Raw genomic sequence first — 16564 nt, forward strand, 5'->3', positions numbered from 1 at the left:
CCCACGACCAGGCGCTGGCCGACCATGCCCACCGGACCATACGGCTCTTCGACGGACGCATCGTGAACGGGGAGGCGTAAACGGGGAGGCGTAAGATGAAAACGACGAGAAGAATCGCTTTCAAACGCGAGCGCATGCTGTCTACGGCGGGACATTACCTGCTCGCCGCATGGCGGCATAGCCTCGGGTCCAAGGCCCATACCGCAATCAACGTCATCGGTTTCGCCATCGGCATGGCCTGCTGCTTGGTCATCCTGCTGTACGTCCGTGACGAACTGAGCTACGACCGGCACAACACCCGGGGAGACCGCATCTATCGCATCGCCACGGACCAGACGGCCCGGACGCCCGGTGCGTTGGGCACCCTCATCGAAGAACAACTTCCCCAGGTACAGGAAGTCCTGCGGCTGCGGGGAACGATCGGTCAGTGGCTCTTCGCAACGGAGACCAGGCGTTTCTACGAGCAGCAGGTGTACTGGGCCGACGGCAACCTCTTCGACGTATTCGACGTCCCCCTCGTACGAGGCAACCCCGCCACCGCCCTGACCGCGCCGAACACGATGGTCATCAGCGCATCCATGGCCCGCAAATACTTCGGTGAAGAAAACCCGATCGGGAAGGTGATCACCGGCGACAACATGTTTCCGTTCACCATCACGGCCGTCATGGAGGATCCGGCCCCTTACGCGCACTACCATCCCGATTTCTACATTTCCATGGCCACCGAATCGGCCAGAGGGGACCCGCTGGGGCTGTTAACGAGTTGGACGGGACGCAACTGGTTCTATACGTACCTTCTTCTGCCTGCCGGAACCGTGCCGGGCCCGACGGAAGGCTGGCTTGGGCGGCTGTTCAAAACGGTCTATGTGTACCTTCGGCTTCCGACGGGCGCCCCGTCGGCGGATGAAATAGAAGCACAACTGCAGGCGCGTCTCGAAGAACATCTGCCCGCTGAAATTCGTTCGATAGCCCTCCCGGAGCCGTACAGGCTGCAGCCGCTCTACGATATCCACCTCTACTCCAACCTGGAACACGAGATGGAATCGAACGGCAACGTAACGTTTATCTGGATGCTGATGGCGATCGCGGTCTTCATCCTGCTGATCGCGTGCATGAACTTTACGAATCTGGCCATTGTCCGGACCATCACCCGCGCCCGGGAGATCGCCTTGCGAAAAGCTGTCGGCGCGACACGGGAACAGATCGTCCGCCAGTTCATGGGCGAAACGATCCTCTTCAGCGGTATCGTGTTCTTCATCGCCCTGGGTATACTGTGGGCGATCCTGCCCGTGTTTCGATCCATGACCGGTTACGCGTTGTCCATGCCGTCACTCGAGCCGTGGTCCGTCCTTGGAGGGATCGGCATCATTTTCATCGTCGGCGTACTCGCCGGAGGGTATCCGGCACTGCTACTCTCCCGGATCGCGCCGGCTACGGTCTTTGGCGGCGCCTCGAAAACAGCCGATGCGGTCGCACTGAGGAGGACGCTGGTGGTCGTTCAGTTCTCGATTGCCATAGCGCTCATGATCGGGACCGGCGTCGTGTATCAGCAACTCGGATTCATGCGGGACAGACATCCCGGATTCGAAAAGGAACACGTCGTGGTCTTTCCTGAAATCGAGGGCATGGACTTCAACCTGGTTATCAATCGGATTCCGCAACAAGCCGGGGTAACCAGCGTCACCAGCGCGAACTACATTCCCGGACGCGCGGCCGGCCGGGGAAGGTTGCAGTTCATTCCGGTAGGGCGCGGAGACGACCCCGAAGCGCAACCCGAGCAAATGCAGATGGTGGCCACGACAGGCGGTTACGTCAGCACCCTCGGTCTCAGACTACTGGGCGGCCGGGACGTATCCTTCGAACGAGATCTCAGGATGATACCACAACCTGACGGCAGCGTTCAATCCGTCATCGACGGCTGCCTGCTCAACGAAGAGGCGGCCAGACGCCTGGGATGGTCGTCTCCGGAGGAAGCGATAGACCGTTTCGTCGGGATAGCAGGTATGCAGATTCGGGTGGTCGGTGTCGTGGAGGACTTCCATCTCAAGAGTTTGCGCGACCCGATCGAACCGCTACTGATCACGGTCCCCGGCAGCGGAATCGTCGCCATCCGGTTAGAGCCCGGCAATCCGACCGAAACGCTGCGGAACCTGGAAGGGCTCTGGAAGAAATCGACGCCCGATATCCCCTTCACGTACACGTTTCTCGAAGACGACGTGGATCGGCTCTATCGGTCGGATCGACTGCAGGGCCGGGTGGTTACCCTGTTTGCCGCACTGGCCGTATTTACTGCGTGCCTGGGTCTGTTCGGGTTGGCCGTATTCACGACCCGGCAACGCACCCGGGAAGTCGGCATACGAAAGACCCTGGGCGCGCCGGTGGGGCGCCTCATCCTGCTGCTTTCGAAGGAAACCACCGTCCTGGTCGCGATCGCCAATATCATTGCCTGGCCGGTGGCTTACGTCTTCATGCAACGATGGCTTCAGGATTTCGCATATCACACGGACATCTCTCTGCTGCTGTTCCCGGCCGCAGGCCTGCTCGGATTGCTGATTGCCTGGATTACCGTCAGTTCCCAGACGCTTCGGGCCGCCGGAACGGATCCTGTGGAAACCCTGCGGGCGGGATAACAGCTAAAGGGTGGTGGTTGGCCTGGGTTGTTTTGGTTATCTTGACAGATAACCGCCCTGCGATACGGTGGGGTGAAGTAGTTCAAAGCTCGTACGCTCAAAGGAGGATAATGACATGCGCGTTGTCCTGCTCCTTGCGGTCGCTGTGGTCGCCGTGATCGTGCTCCCCCTGTACGGCCAGTCCCCCATCCGCGCCAGCCCGCCGGATTCGACGCTTGGATCAGGCGGTCCGTCATCCCTCGAAACCGGCAGGATCCTCTATCAACAGGGACAGTACGACGCAGCCTTGGCACTCCTTCAACAGGCCGTGCGCGAGGAGGGAAGATATGCTCCCGCCCGTTACTGGCTCGGCATGACGTGGTATGCCCTGGGAAATCGCGGCGAAGCGCTGAAAGCGTTCAGGCGAGTTGTACAATTGGACAAGAGTTGGGCGTCCGGACATGTCGGCCTGGGCATGATATACATGGATATGCCCAACAGGCGACTGGATGCCCGCAGGGCTTTGCGGAACGCGATCAAGGCAGATCCTGACAACGCGGACATACAGTACTACATGGGCATGACCTACATGGACCAGGAGCGAACGGGCCATTTGATCGGCAGCGACAGAGATGGCAGGCAGTACTTCCTGAAAACCGTGGAACTTAATCCTTTCCACCCGGACGCTTTCTTCTAACTCGGCCGCTGCTACGATAGTCCACCCGAACCGGAACACGGAAAAGCGATCTCCGCCTTTATTCAACAGTACCGGGTCAATTCCGATCATAACGAGTCGCTTCTGCGCTTCGCCAACGTAAGTCATCGGTCCGAACGCTACGATCTGGGTACGGAGGAACTCAGGCAGTTTGTACAGGACTTTGGCGTGAATACGCCGGACAGGATCCGGACCATGCTGGCGCAGTTCGAAGTACTCGCCCTCGCCTCGGAGCAGGAGTACGGGCAGTTGCATGCGGCCCTCGAAAACTACGTCGCCCTGTTGGATGCGGATGAACGGGCGATATACCGGGATCTGCGCCATGTCGCCCCACCCGAGGAACTGCTTGCCTGGAATACGGCGACAAGTTCGGAACGCGATTTTCTGTGGCGGGCCTTCTGGAACGAGCGAGACTCGAACCCGGCCACGATAGAGAACGAGCGTCTCGTGGAGCACTACCGGCGCGTGATGTTCGCCCGGATTCACTTTTCCGGGGGACAGCAGCCCTATGACCGCCGTGGCGAGATCTACGTCCGCTACGGGGAGCCTGACGACCGCCGGCGTTTCGTGTTTCGCCACTTTGAAAACCCGGATATCCCCCATATGCTTACCGGGAATCCCGCCGTGGACGCGATTCGTGAAAGGAACCTGTTATCGGGCTACAAGCTGCAGTTACACGACAGTGAAGCGCCGTTCCCGATGTTCGAGGCAACTCCAGAGGTAACTTACATGGACGCTTACTGGATAATGGCGCGAGGCGGGATGGAGACCCAGCCCGGATACGTAGTGGAAAGCTGGGTATACGTGTCGCACGACCTGGAACTGTTCTTCGTAGACACGTTGAAAGATGGGAAATTCGATTATCCGCTTCAAACCGTCAGTAATTTCACCACGGATATGGTCCGACAGGATCGGTTCCACCCCCGTCAACGCGCCGCCGAACTGATCGCCCGCAGTCCCGAGGACTACACCCATGACTTCGGCGGTGAACTCCTCGAGTATGCCTTTGACGCGGTTTCCTTCCGTGGTGAAGACGGAACAACCGAGGTGGATATCTCGTACAGCGTCCCGGTCTGGCAATTTGGAGATGTCACCGACGAAAAAGGCGACCGGACTTGGCTGAACAGCCAGGTCACCCTGCGCGATTCTATACAGACGCCAGCCTTCTCCCGCAAGTTCCGGTTCGGTCCCATAGCCCGCCCCGAACGGCAACGGGCCAATCAGAAACTCTAGGGGGCCGCCTATACGCTGGCCGTGAATCTGGCGGTGCCAGTCGGTCCGTTCACGGCCGCCGTTGAAATGCAGGACGACGCGACAGGACGTATCGGCGTATACAAGAAGCAGGTATCCTTCTCCGACTACCGCGGCAGTGACCTGCTCATCAGCGATCTAAAGCTTTCCACCGGAATCACGCCTGCCTCAGGGCGGGGTCCCTTCGTCCGCGAGGGATTGAATGTCGTACCCAATCCCGGACGCCTTTACGCCCGGGGACAACTGGTGTACGTGTACTACGAGGTGTATAACCTGGAAATGGATGAAGGCGGTCGCACTTCGTACGAGACCCTTTACGAGATCACGCCCATGGGCATGCCCGCGCTCCGGAACCGGCGGGCGAGGAGGCCGGACGACATGCAGACGGTCATGTCGTTCTTCGAAGGCGAAGGAACCGCACGGGAAGAGGCGGAATACACCGCCCTGGACACCACGGATCTCGAGGACGGGGAATATGTGCTCACCGTGACGCTGACGGACCGGCATGCCGACACTACCGTCTCCAAGTCGGTCAACTTCATGGTGATAGAGCCGTAGGCGGAACGCGTCGGGACGGAGGGCCGAAACGCGTCGTCACGACGAAAGGCGTCAAGAAAGCAAAGAAGCGTCAGGTGAAGGCGAAAGTTCCGGCCTGTCCACTAATCGTTGACTACGACGGTCTCCTCTTCACCCTCTGCCAGTTCAAGCGGCGGATCAAACCCTGCATCGCCCGAATCCCCAAGACGCAATCCGGACAACGTCAGGTTGCCATGAAGGACGCTCAGATCGGCCTCTAATCCTTCACCATTGCGCGACACCACGCATACGCCCCACGCAAATCCGGTCGACCAGAAGTACCGGCCCGGCCGGTCGGTCAAGGTCATGGTCTTTGTGACGGCGGAGTAGTGGAAACCGGTCAGGGCGAGGTGGGCGGCCCAGGCGGCCATGGCCCGGGCGTAGTGATGTCCGCACTCGGCCTCGTCGAAGGGATTGCGCCTCCGGCCGTCGTACCGGTCGCGGATGTCCCGGATGCAGGCCAGGCCCTCATCGGCCAGGCCTTCGTAGAGCATGCCGATGGCCGCGGTATACTCGAAACCGGTCATGACTTCGGTGAAGTAGGAGAAGGGGTTGTCGGGGCGGTCCTTTGGGTATGACGCCATGAGCAGCGCCGATTCGTCGCCGAGTACGTAGGACCGCATGACGTTGGTATGGCTTTGGAAGCCCTCCAGCCTGTTGTATTCCAGGATGCTCCGGAGCGACCTGCGGACATGGCCGGAGTCCGCCAGGTATCCCAGGCCGCAGATATGGGACATGTACTGGCCGACGAGCTGATCCACCAGGCAGCCCGAACCGAGCTGGTAGTCCGGGTTCGACAGATCCTTCGGTCCCATGCCGACGGTCAGTCCTTCCGCCACGTCGTCCGCGCTCCGCGGCGGCCGGATCTCGTGTTCATAGTACGCCCCGTTAAACAGGTTCGCGTCGGTCCAGGCGCTTCCTCGCTCGAACAGTTCCCGGCATTCCCCGGCGAAGTCGTCGTCCCCGAGATACCGGGCCATCTCCTCCGCGGCCCGCAAGGCGCCCAGGTACCAGAACTCCATCTGGGGATTGGGACCGAAGTACTCGACATCCATGGTATTGTGCTGGCAGCCTTCCATGACGCCATCGCGGTCGGCGTCCCAACCGCCGGGTATCCAGCAGAAGGCCAGCGACTTCTTCACGTCGGGCCATAGCGCGCGAAGCCGCTCGTCGTCGCCCGACAGATGCCAGTCGCGGTACATCTTCATGACACATCCCATCTGGCCGTCGGCCGCGGCGCGATTGAAGTTTCGGGCCCTTGCCAGCGGCAGCCAGACGCGGAAGCTCATGAGGCCGCTCTCGTCGGTGGCATGGGCGAATTCCACCTCACGCATGGTCTGCGCCAGATCGCCGAAGAGAAAGGCCGTGGACTGCTCGTAGTTCCAGACGTGGGTGCAGGAACCCAGGCAGCATCCCGCCGCGTCGTGGCAGCCCTCCCAGCCGTAGAAGCGGCCGTCGGGCGTGCGGAAGCAGGTCTGGCTGCGCAGCGTGCTCAGGTTGAACAGCGCCGCTTCCTTCACCACCTCCGGCAGGTCCGATCCGCAGAACGCCTCGACAAACCGCAGCGTATCCGTTTCCAGAATCTTCAGGTCGGGTACCACGTTCTCCACCACGTCCCAGGCATCCTCGAACCGCGTCGTATAGTAGTTCCCTATCCGGTCGCCCGTATCGCAACAGACATCTCCGTCGTCACAGCAGTCGCCAGCGCCGTCGCAGCAGTCACCGCTGCTGTCGTCCCTATCCTCGCAACAGCTCTTATTGTCCTCACAACAGGCGTTGTCTTCGGTGCTCTCCGTATCACCGCCCACCGTCATGTCCTCCTTCGTCGCCGGTGTCCACGTGTACCGGTTGGGGAAATGCCAGGCCAGCACGAAGGTCACGCTTGCCGTTTCCCCGGGCGCCAGGCCGACCCGGGCCGAAAGCGAGGCCATGGGGCGGTCGTTATTGCCGACATCGCGATCCGAGAGGGTGCCATCCGAGCTGAATTCGTCCCAGAAATCGAGCAGCGGAGTACCCCAACGGGCGTCCGGCCAGGCGGCCCGGTAGCTGACTGTCTCCGCCGTGGTCACCAGCGCCATCGTGCCCCACTGAGCAGCCTCCCGGTCCACGCCCCTCGATGACATGTGCAGTCCGCGATACCCGTCGCCCGCGCGGTAACGGTTCCGGTTTTCAATGCATGCCCCGTCCGCGCCGTCCATGCCGATGAAATTGGGGATCGAACCGCATACGGCAGCCGAAACAGCAACATCGGTCCGGTTCGCCAGCACGTACCGGAGGACCGCCACGGGAAGTCCGCTGCGGTCGGCGTCGCAGGGAATGAGGGGATTGAATGCCTCCAGGCGCACGTCGACCGGCACGTCATCGTCGGACAGATGGACCTGGCCGAAGGGGTAGGCCGCGTCGAAGGCGCATCGGGTGAACCGCGGCAATCCGTGGTTGGCGGCGGGACTTCCGCTCGCGCCTTCGTATTCGAAGTATTCAAGGGGCCCTTCGAGCAGCCGGGTCACGGAATCGCCGCCCTCGGGCCGGGCGTACAGCACAAAGGACGGGGGACACCGGACGTCCCGGCCTGGAATGAACCCCTTGGCCGGCCGGTTCATCAGTTCCCAGTCGCGCAGATCGCCCCGTCCGCCGAGGGAGACGGTCCCCGTGCCGATGCCGCCGAGCGGCAGGGCGATTCGCGCGAGATGATCCTGGTCGTAATGGTGCAGCACAGGCCACGTCATGGATATTCGTCCCTTCTGAATTTATCGATGGAATCCGGCGCCTGGTTTTCCGCGCCGACGCAACGCGCTAACTGGTTCTACGGTGGAGAATCGCCGCATTTCCTGCCTTGCGCTGGCTTGCGGCGCCCTGCTGCGAAGCCGCTCGACTACTCGACTACCTGGCTACCCGGCTACCCCGAGCCCAGCTGATGACGCCGCCGGTAATCCCGCATCGCCGCCATCACCCTGGGCGACAGCAGCAGGGCCGAGAGCATGGTGGGGATGGCCATCAGAGCGAACGTGCCGTCTATCAGGCTGATGGCGGCATCCAGCGAGGCGACCGAGGCGGCGATGATGCAGCCTACGTAGAAGTAGTTGTACAGAAACTGCCACCTGGCCCCGATCAGGAAACCGAGGCACTTCGTACCGTAATAGGAATAGGTGAATATCGTGCTGGTACTGAAGAAGAGCACGCAGACGATCAGCATATAGGAACCGAAGCCCGGCATGGCGGATTCGAAGGCGTTGGCCGTCAGCGTCACGCCGTTGTCTGAGGTCGTCTGCCAGACGCCTGTTATCATGATCACGAGGGCCGTGCAGGTACACACGATCATCGTATCGATGACGGGTTCCAACATGGCCACCAGGCCCTCCCGCGTCGGTTCCCGGGTCTTCGTCGCCCCGTGGACGAGGGATTCCGTGCCGATGCCCGCCTCGTTCGAGAAGGCGGCGCGGCGCACGCCGGTCATGATCACCGCGCCCACGGCGCCGCCCGCCGCGGCTTCTCCGGTGAAGGCGTCGGTGATGATCAGCATGAGGTACCGCGGGACATCTTCGATATTGGTCATGATGATCCAGAGGGCGCAGAACATGTACAGGATCACCATGAGGGGAACGACGCGCGAGGCGACGTCGGCGATCCGGGTGATGCCGCCGAATATGACGATGCCGACGAGAAGCACCAGCACGACGCCGGCCGTGAGATCGAACCAGAAATGATCTTCGCCGACCACGCCCATAGGCACGAAGATCACGTCGCGGATGATCTGCACCAACTGGTTGACCTGGAACAGAGGCAGGCATCCGATCACCGCGACTATGGCGAAGAAAACGGCCAGGGGCTTCCAGTTCCGGCCCAGTCCCTCCAGGACGACGTACATGGGCCCGCCCTGCGTCTTTCCCGCGCTGTCCTGGCCGCGGTACATGATCGCGAGGGAACAGGTGAAGAACTTGGTCGCGATGCCGACGAGGGCGCTTACCCACATCCAGAACATGGCGCCCGGCCCGCCGACCGCGATGGCGACGGCCACGCCGGAGATGTTGCCCATGCCGATGGTGGCCGCGAGGGCGCTGACCAGGGCCTGGAAATGCGTGATGTCGCCGGGTTCGTTCGGATCGTCGTATTTTCCGCGGATGATCTCGATCGAATGCTTGAAGTACCTGAGCGGAATGAAACGGGAATACAGGAGAAGAAACAGGCCGCCACCTATCAGCAGGTACAGCAGGTACGACCAGGCGGTATCGGCGAAAAAGACGATACCCCTTTCCACTAGTTCCATGAAGAGACTCCTCTGTGGCGCGTCGCGATGAATTGCGGCTGTGTGTCGAACCTACTTCCTGGTGAAGACAAGGGTGCCTCCCTGGAGTCTGGAGGCATCCGGCACATTCGCGGAGACTAGTACTTCACTGTGGGGCACAAGAAAAACGGTATCGTCCCGTTGTACGGCCTGGCGGCCGGCGCTGTTCAACGCGACCGGCGCGTTGTAACGGACGAGCACCCGCGTCCCCGGCGGAATGCGGTCCCATCGGCGCACCTGCTTGCCGTGTTTGATCGTGCCCCTTGGAAAGATGTAGTAGGTGTCGGAGCGCCTGTAGGCGGGACCGGCGATGTCGAAGGCCGTGGTACCCTGTACGATGACGGGTACGGCGGCCGTGACTGCCTGGACGTCCTCTGTGCGATCGCGGTTGAGATAGACCTTCGTTCCGACCGGGATCCGGTCCCAGTTCCTGATCTGGTTTCCCCGCATGACCGTCCCGTTGGGGAAGTGGTACACCGTCGTGGCCTCGTCATAGTGCCCGCGGGCGATGCGCCACGCCGAGTTGCGCCGGGTAATGACGTTTTCAGACAGCTGGGCGACTTCTACGTCGTACCTCCCGCGGTCCACGAGGCGGACTCTGGCGATGTCGATGTCGGGATCCGGTATCAATCGTCCCGCCTTGACGTCCGGGTCGTAGAGTATGCTGTTGCGCGGATCCTTCGACGTCAGGCCGGCACGCGCCCGGCTGAAGTTGAACACGCCGGGATCTTTCTTGCGTCCGCGGTGGGGCCGTTTTACCCACCTGTTCGGCCTGCCGTAAGCGACGCGGTAATGTTCCAGGACATGCCGATCGGGCATTTTATACACCCGCTGCATCACTTCGATCAACCACTTGAGGGACGCGTACTGGGACGCGGTAAAGGGGTCATTGTGGTATCCCACCAGTTCAATGCCGATGGAATGGCTGCTGATGTCCCTCAGCCCGTTCCACATGCTCAGGCCCGCGTGGTGCGAACGGTACTTCTTGTCCAGAATACGATAAATGGTCCCGTTCCGGGCGATGAGGTAGTTGGAGTGCCCCCTGCGGGAAAGGGTCCTCAAAGCGCTTCTCAACCCGGATTCCGTGCTGTGCAGAACGATGAAACGGGTGGATTTGCGGAGGCGTTTTTTGAAGGACCGGGGCAGGTGATTCTGGTAATCGACGACCCTGGGCTGCGCGTGAAGTACCACCGGTTCGAGAGAAACGGGCCAGAGCAGGCCCAGGCACATGAGCCAGACCGGCACGCGAACCAGCACGAAGGATCTGTTCTTCTCTGGGATCAGGGCCATCGTGAAAGCAAGATAACAAACATATGTTTTGTCTGGTACTGCTTTTTACGTTTTACCGCTAACCATGCACGGACCGCAAGGACCGCGCGTTGCCTCACCACGCAATCAGGAAACCAGTTACCAGTTCGTGAAGGACCCGTCCTCCCGCTGCAGCGTATGACCACGAGCGGGCTGGTACGGATACCGTTTCGCCGCCTCTTCGTCGAACTCCACTCCCAGGCCGGGACGGTCAGGCGGCAGCAGGTAGCCTTCTTTCCATTCGACCTGGACGGGGAAGACCTCCGGGAGCATGCCCGGCAGAATGGGGAGTTCCTGCACGGCGAAGTTCGACGACGCCAGGCTCAGGTGCAGACAGGCCGCCGTGGACACGGGCCCGAGCGGATTGTGCGGCGCCAGGTCGATGTAGTGAGTCTCGCACCAGCCCGCGACTTTCCGCGCCTCGGTCAGTCCGCCCACGAGACAGAGGTCGGCGCGGGCGTAGTTGATCAGGTCTTCCTCGATCAGTTCCCGGAATTCCCATTTGCTGGTGAAGTGCTCGCCGACGCCGAGGGGCACGGCGACGTGCTGCCTGAGCATGCGGTAGGACGACTTGTTTTCGGATCGCAGGGGGTCTTCGATGAAAAAGGGACGGTAGGGTTCAGCGGCGCGGCAGAAGGCGATCGCATCGGGCGGGTCGAGACGGGTATGCACGTCGCAAATCAATTCGACGTCGTCGCCCAGGGCTTCCCGGAGGGCCTGAAACTGCTCGATACCCCGACGCACCGCCCGTGTGGGCTCCAGCACCTGGCCTTCGTGGGGCAGCCCCCAGCGGATGAACTTCCAGCCGTCTTCCACCCTGCCCCGCGCCTGGTCGACCAGTGCCTCGGACGGACCGTCGCCGCCGCAGTGCGTATAGCAAACCGCCTTGTCCCGGCACAGGCCGCCGAGCAACTCGTAGACGGGCACGCCGAGCGCCTTGCCGTGGATATCCCAGAGGGCGATGTCGATGGCGCTGACCGCGGCGGAAAGGGCGTGGGCCCCGGGAAAGAAATTGCCGCGGAACATCACCTGCCAGAGGTGTTCCCTGCGCACCGGGTCCTGGCCGACGAGCCTGTCCCGGAGGGCATGGACGATCTCCTTGACGGCCAGTTCGCACCACGTCAGGCCGCTCTCGCCGATACCGTAAATACCCTCGTCCGTCTCCACTTTGACGACGAGATAGTTTCGGTTTCCGCCCCAGACCGGAAAGACTTTGACGTCGGAAATGCGCATGGGTATCACAGACTCCCGCTCCTTGCAGGGAGGCCGGGAGCCTGCTACTCGTTCCTTACCGGGGACCTGTCTCTTGCACCGTAAACGGGGCCTACTTCCCGGGCTCGAAATCCAGGGATGCGGAGTTCATGCAGTACCGAAGACCCGTGGGCTTCGGTCCGTCGGTGAACACGTGGCCCAGGTGGGCGTCGCATCGCCTGCACAACACCTCGGTGCGGATCATGCCGAAACTGCGATCCGGCTTCTCGTCGATGTTCTCTTCGGCGACCGGCTCGTAGAAACTGGGCCAGCCCGTTCCCGAATCGTACTTGGTCCTGGATGAGAACAATGGCGTGCCACAACCGATGCACTTGTAAACTCCGTCTTCGTAGTGCTTGTTGTACTTGCCCGTAAAGGCCCGTTCCGTGCCCTTCTCCCTGGTGACGTAGTACTGTTCGTCGGTGAGCTGCTCTTTCCATTCCTCTTTGGTCCTGACCACTTTATCCACCGTAACGGCTCCTTTCTTCGTTCCGTCGGAAGCGACCTCGACGATGGTCACTTTCTCCGCCGCGCCGGTCTTGCCCTGGGCCGCCGCCTCGTCCTGTATCGCCATGTCCGTATCGCACGCGGTCAAGAAGGCAAATGCGGCGGCGATCGCTATGACTTTGTACATGACACCACCTCCCGGTCAACGAACTTGCTTCAACAGCCGGTCCGGCCGGGGCTGACCTGAGCAGGCTGGCGCCAGCCGTGCTAGCCGGCGCCCATCTCCTGCATAAGCGCTGCCTCGGTCGTGGAAATCCCGGGGACGGGGAAACCGGCGCAGAGTTCCCTGACCTCGTCATGGATCGACGCCAATTTCTCATCGTTTCCGTGGTTTTCGATCGCCGTGTCGATCCAGCCGGCGATCCTTTTCATCTCGGGTTCCTTCATCCCCCGCGTCGTGGCCGCCGGCGTGCCGATACGGATCCCGCTCGGGCTGAAGGGCGATCTCGTATCAAAGGGCACCGTGTTCTTGTTCGCGGTGAGCCCGGCCTTGTCGAGGGCGGTTTCGGCGTCTTTGCCTATGATGCCCTTATTGGTCAGGTCCACCAGCACGAGATGGTTGTCGGTCCCGCCGGAGACGAGATCGAAACCGTGCTCAATCAGCGCCTCGGCCAGGGTCTTCGCATTGGCCACGATCTGGCGGGCGTAGTCCTTGAACTCGGGTCGCATGGCCTCTTTGAAGGTCAGCGCCTTGGCGGCCGTGATGTGGTCATGGGGGCCGCCCTGCAGGCCCGGAAACACGGCCCGGTCGATGTCCCTGGCGTATTTCTTGTGACACATGATGATCGCGCTGCGCGGACCCCGCAGCGTCTTGTGGGTCGTCGTCGTAACGACGTCGGTGAAGGGCAGCGGACTCGGATGGACGCCCCCTACGATGAGTCCGGAGATATGGGAGATGTCCGCCATGGGTACGGCCCCGACCTCGTCGGCGATGGATTTGAACGCCTCGAAGTCGAACTGCCGTGGATAGGCCGTGGCACCGGATATGATGAACTTCGGCCGGTGTTCGAGGGCCAGATCGCGGACCTCGTCCATATCGATTCGGCCCGTATCCCTCTGAACCCCGTACGATACTACGTTATAGGACTTGCCGGAGTAGTTGACATGCAGCCCGTGGGTCAGGTGGCCTCCCTGGTCGAGCTTCATCCCCATGATCGTGTCGCCGTAATCTAAAAGGCCGAACATGACCGCGGTATTCGCGGGACTGCCGGAATAGCACTGTACGTTGACGTGCTCGGCGCCGAAGAGTTCCTTCGCGCGTCTCCTCGCCAGGTTTTCGATCTTGTCGATGTATTCCTGCCCGCCGTAATACCGTTTGCCCGGGTACCCTTCCGAATACTTGTTGGTCAGCACGGAACCCATGGCTTCCAGGATGGCCGGCGAGACGTAGTTCTCCGATGGGATGAGCTCTATGCCGTCCCGCTGCCGCTCCCGCTCGGCCACCAGCAGTCCGTACAGTTCTTCGTCTCGTTGCCGTACGGCGGAAAAGTCCTGCATGTGCACTCCCTGTCCCGGGCCCGCATGAACCAATTTGATCAACCCGCCCGACCCATGACGCCTGAACCTTTTCGAGGTGGATCCCGAGGCCGGTTTCGCCAACGTCCATAGCCCCTTAAAAACCCGTGACTTACGCGTTTAAATTAAGCAAATCGGCCGGGATTCGCAAGTTAAAAGGGACGTGGTCGACCCCGTGCGGGCTGACTGAAAGGCGCGATTCCGCGGTACATCCGGATGCGGACTTCTGACCGTAATGCCACATTTGTTCCGAGATATTCGCGCTCGTCCGTACTATAACCATTATACCATGACTTTCGGAGATCATTAAACGCAGTCTGTGGTGAAGGTCGACTGGAGCTTATCGAATAACGGGGCAGTTGCTCCACGTTTGAAATCGGGGTCATCGTCCCGACGCAAAGGAGCCGGAATGCCGGGAGAAGATCAGTTGGACATACCAGCAACCCGGTGGGATTTCCTGGTCGAACGCCTGAACAAGATCGACAGTCGCCTCTCTGCCCTCGAAGATGCCCAGAAACACGTCGCAACGAAGATGTGGGTTGTCGGGACCGGGCTGACCACCATCGTCGTGCTTACCGGACTGGTCATCAACCTGCTGAACTTTCTTAAGCCTTGATCGTCCGGAAGGTCGAAAGGCGCGCGACTCGTTATTTCTGCAGCATGCCGGCGGCGCTGACGACGAAGGCCGAGAGGAGCACTACCGTGGAGAACACACCGAGCACGATCATGGCGGGTCGGGTGCGGTAGGCCGGGGGCAGTTTGAAGTTCAGGTATACGGCCGCGAAGCAGACCAGCCCTACGCCCATGTTGGTCGCCAGGAGGGCGACGATCTGCGTGATCAGGTCGAAGGTGATATCGCTCCAGATCGCCGCGGCGGAAGATATGAAGAACCAGATCACGATCCAGGTTTGCAGCCTGCGGTAGGAGTAGTGCTTGAACCGCGGCCAGACGGCTGTGAGGAACTCGTGGGCGAACCGGGTCAGGGCTTCCGGAATGGTGGCCAGCGTGCCCCAGAGCGCCGCGAGAATCGCCACGTAGTACACGGGGATGAGGGCGGCGTGGATCTGCGCCCAGATGGAAGACTGTCTCGTGAGCAGGTCCCACGCGTTGCCGGGAAGGACCGTCTGCCTCGGGTAGAGCACGACTGCGCCGGCGATCATGAAGGCGGCGGTGACGATGAAGAGCACGAGCGCGCCCATCGATACGTCCCACTTGAGAGGAGACAGCAGTACGCGCATGCGCCTCACCTGGGCGGCATCCTCCCTGAGATAGTCGATCTTCAGCGTACCGTCGATCCGGCTTCCAAGCCGCTCCGCGTCGGGGTTCCTCGTCATCCCCCAGCCCCGGTGTGCCACCCAGCCGGAATAGGCCAGGTAGGTGCTCAACGTGCCCCCGACGTAGCCGAAAACGGTAACGAGGTTAAGGAAGTAGTCGTTTCTGGCCGCGGAAGGCGCCCAGTCGGGGGCAGAGGGCAGGTTCCCGATGGACAGCGTCCCGAACAGGATGCCGCCGATACTCGGCCAGACGATTATCGTGGCCAGGATGGTGCCGGAGACGAGGATACCGCAGATGATGATCTGCTGTTTTTCCAGGATATCGTAAGAGGTAAGCAGGCTCAACCCGATCGCCAGGCCAAGGAACACCGTGGTGACCAGGTTCTCCCGGAACGTATCCGCCGGGCCGGCGGACAGTGTATCCGAGAAGATATGGACGACGAGATTGCCGCAGGGCTTGGCGACCGCCGTCAGGGCGATGCTGAGAGCGAGCAGCTCGATGGTCAGCAGCGTCAGGATGAACCAGCCCCTGGGACCGGGCAGCTTCGCCAGCATGCGGCCGAAGGGCTGGCCGCTCACCGCCGTGAAGCGACCCAGCAGGTACGTGACCGCAACACCCTTGACCAGCACGCTCAGCAGGATGAGCCAGAGCAGGCCGTATTCGGCCCACGCGCCTACGCCGGTGACCAGAATGGTCTCCCCCGCGCCCACGGCCATGGATGCCACCAGCGCGGCGGGCCCGAAGAAACCCAGCATGCGCCTGAACTTCTTCCAGGACCACGGTTCCGTGTAGACGCCGGTGGGTTCCGGAATGGACAGGAAATCGATGGAATCGGGACCTTTCGGGGCTTCGTTCATGGAAATGAAATGATATGATCACGGGGCTGTCACATCAAGCATTAATACTGGTGATGTGCCATGAGCGGACCGTATCGCGCGACGAGTTCTGAAGACCGGAACGCGAAACCGGCGCAACCGGAACGCGAAACCGGCGCAATCTGTATATTTCTGTCCACAAAACCCTGTTTCGACAGATGTCGACTTTGTATAATTCATACATTCCTTATTGTGTGATGCGGATGGTCCACCGACCATTCGCACGTTTTCCGGATCCTGATCCGGCGGTTGAAAGGAAGCCATCCGATGGACACCGGCCTTAAAAAGATCGCAGATGAAGCAGACGGGACATCGACCAGGTCCAAAGATCGGGAAGCCCTGACCAAAGCGTCGGCGGCTGGATGGTGGAGCTCGTAGGAGAGCTCGCCCGTGAAGCTCA

General features: G+C 61.2%; 12 protein-coding genes. 5 read left to right on the forward strand and 7 right to left on the reverse strand.

Annotation, left to right across the window (positions count from 1 at the left end):
- Nucleotides 1-95 precede the first annotated feature (95 nt).
- From OXG98_05360 to OXG98_05375, 4 genes are all read left to right on the forward strand, one after another.
- Complete coding sequence (locus OXG98_05360; protein MCY3771429.1) at nucleotides 96-2630, forward strand: ABC transporter permease; 2535 nt, start codon at nucleotides 96-98, stop codon at nucleotides 2628-2630.
- A gap of 115 nt (nucleotides 2631-2745) precedes the next feature.
- A complete protein-coding gene (locus OXG98_05365) occupies nucleotides 2746-3306 on the forward strand; it encodes a tetratricopeptide repeat protein (GenBank protein ID MCY3771430.1) in 561 nt (186 codons plus the stop codon).
- Nucleotides 3307-3492: 186 nt separating this feature from the next.
- Complete coding sequence (locus OXG98_05370; GenBank protein MCY3771431.1) at nucleotides 3493-4557, forward strand: GWxTD domain-containing protein; 1065 nt, start codon at nucleotides 3493-3495, stop codon at nucleotides 4555-4557.
- 33 nt (nucleotides 4558-4590) lie between these two features.
- Nucleotides 4591-5133 (forward strand): hypothetical protein, encoded by a 543-nt coding sequence (locus OXG98_05375; GenBank protein ID MCY3771432.1) that lies wholly within the window; start codon nucleotides 4591-4593, stop codon nucleotides 5131-5133.
- A 101-nt stretch (nucleotides 5134-5234) separates the two neighbouring features.
- Here the strand turns inward: OXG98_05375 and OXG98_05380 are convergent, their stop codons facing one another.
- From OXG98_05380 to OXG98_05405, 6 genes are all read right to left on the reverse strand, one after another.
- Nucleotides 5235-7877 (reverse strand): GH116 family glycosyl-hydrolase, encoded by a 2643-nt coding sequence (locus OXG98_05380; protein ID MCY3771433.1) that lies wholly within the window; start codon nucleotides 7875-7877, stop codon nucleotides 5235-5237.
- A 170-nt stretch (nucleotides 7878-8047) separates the two neighbouring features.
- A complete protein-coding gene (locus OXG98_05385) occupies nucleotides 8048-9415 on the reverse strand; it encodes an alanine/glycine:cation symporter family protein (GenBank protein MCY3771434.1) in 1368 nt (455 codons plus the stop codon).
- A 51-nt stretch (nucleotides 9416-9466) separates the two neighbouring features.
- Nucleotides 9467-10723 (reverse strand): N-acetylmuramoyl-L-alanine amidase, encoded by a 1257-nt coding sequence (locus OXG98_05390; GenBank protein ID MCY3771435.1) that lies wholly within the window; start codon nucleotides 10721-10723, stop codon nucleotides 9467-9469.
- Nucleotides 10724-10840: 117 nt separating this feature from the next.
- Nucleotides 10841-11974: a galactonate dehydratase gene (gene dgoD / locus OXG98_05395; protein MCY3771436.1), complete on the reverse strand. Its 1134-nt coding sequence runs from the start codon at nucleotides 11972-11974 to the stop codon at nucleotides 10841-10843.
- A 91-nt stretch (nucleotides 11975-12065) separates the two neighbouring features.
- Complete coding sequence (msrB, locus tag OXG98_05400; protein MCY3771437.1) at nucleotides 12066-12461, reverse strand: peptide-methionine (R)-S-oxide reductase MsrB; 396 nt, start codon at nucleotides 12459-12461, stop codon at nucleotides 12066-12068.
- 245 nt (nucleotides 12462-12706) lie between these two features.
- Nucleotides 12707-13996, reverse strand: coding sequence for a serine hydroxymethyltransferase (locus OXG98_05405; GenBank protein ID MCY3771438.1), 1290 nt, complete (start codon nucleotides 13994-13996; stop codon nucleotides 12707-12709).
- Nucleotides 13997-14423: 427 nt separating this feature from the next.
- On the opposite strand from OXG98_05405, the gene OXG98_05410 reads away from it, so the two are divergent.
- Nucleotides 14424-14630: a hypothetical protein gene (locus OXG98_05410; protein MCY3771439.1), complete on the forward strand. Its 207-nt coding sequence runs from the start codon at nucleotides 14424-14426 to the stop codon at nucleotides 14628-14630.
- Between the two features lie 31 nt (nucleotides 14631-14661).
- On the opposite strand, the gene OXG98_05415 is transcribed toward OXG98_05410, so the two are convergent.
- Nucleotides 14662-16146, reverse strand: a complete 1485-nt coding sequence (locus tag OXG98_05415; protein MCY3771440.1) for an Nramp family divalent metal transporter — start codon at nucleotides 16144-16146, stop codon at nucleotides 14662-14664.
- Nucleotides 16147-16564: the final 418 nt, after the last annotated feature.

This window comes from Gemmatimonadota bacterium (assembly GCA_026706345.1).
Classification (GTDB): Bacteria; JAAXHH01; JAAXHH01; order JAAXHH01; family JAAXHH01; genus JAAXHH01.

Excerpts from the sequence above, each read along its gene's own strand:
- OXG98_05415 (MCY3771440.1), bottom strand. The coding sequence starts at position 16,146 with ATGAACGAAGCCCCGAAAGGTCCCGATTCCATCGATTTCCTGTCCATT.
- OXG98_05360 (MCY3771429.1), top strand. The coding sequence starts at position 96 with ATGAAAACGACGAGAAGAATCGCTTTCAAACGCGAGCGCATGCTGTCT.
- dgoD (MCY3771436.1), bottom strand. The coding sequence starts at position 11,974 with ATGCGCATTTCCGACGTCAAAGTCTTTCCGGTCTGGGGCGGAAACCGA.
- OXG98_05410 (MCY3771439.1), top strand. The coding sequence starts at position 14,424 with ATGCCGGGAGAAGATCAGTTGGACATACCAGCAACCCGGTGGGATTTC.
- OXG98_05405 (MCY3771438.1), bottom strand. The coding sequence starts at position 13,996 with ATGCAGGACTTTTCCGCCGTACGGCAACGAGACGAAGAACTGTACGGA.
- OXG98_05390 (MCY3771435.1), bottom strand. The coding sequence starts at position 10,723 with ATGGCCCTGATCCCAGAGAAGAACAGATCCTTCGTGCTGGTTCGCGTG.
- OXG98_05380 (MCY3771433.1), bottom strand. The coding sequence starts at position 7,877 with ATGACGTGGCCTGTGCTGCACCATTACGACCAGGATCATCTCGCGCGA.
- OXG98_05385 (MCY3771434.1), bottom strand. The coding sequence starts at position 9,415 with ATGGAACTAGTGGAAAGGGGTATCGTCTTTTTCGCCGATACCGCCTGG.
- OXG98_05365 (MCY3771430.1), top strand. The coding sequence starts at position 2,746 with ATGCGCGTTGTCCTGCTCCTTGCGGTCGCTGTGGTCGCCGTGATCGTG.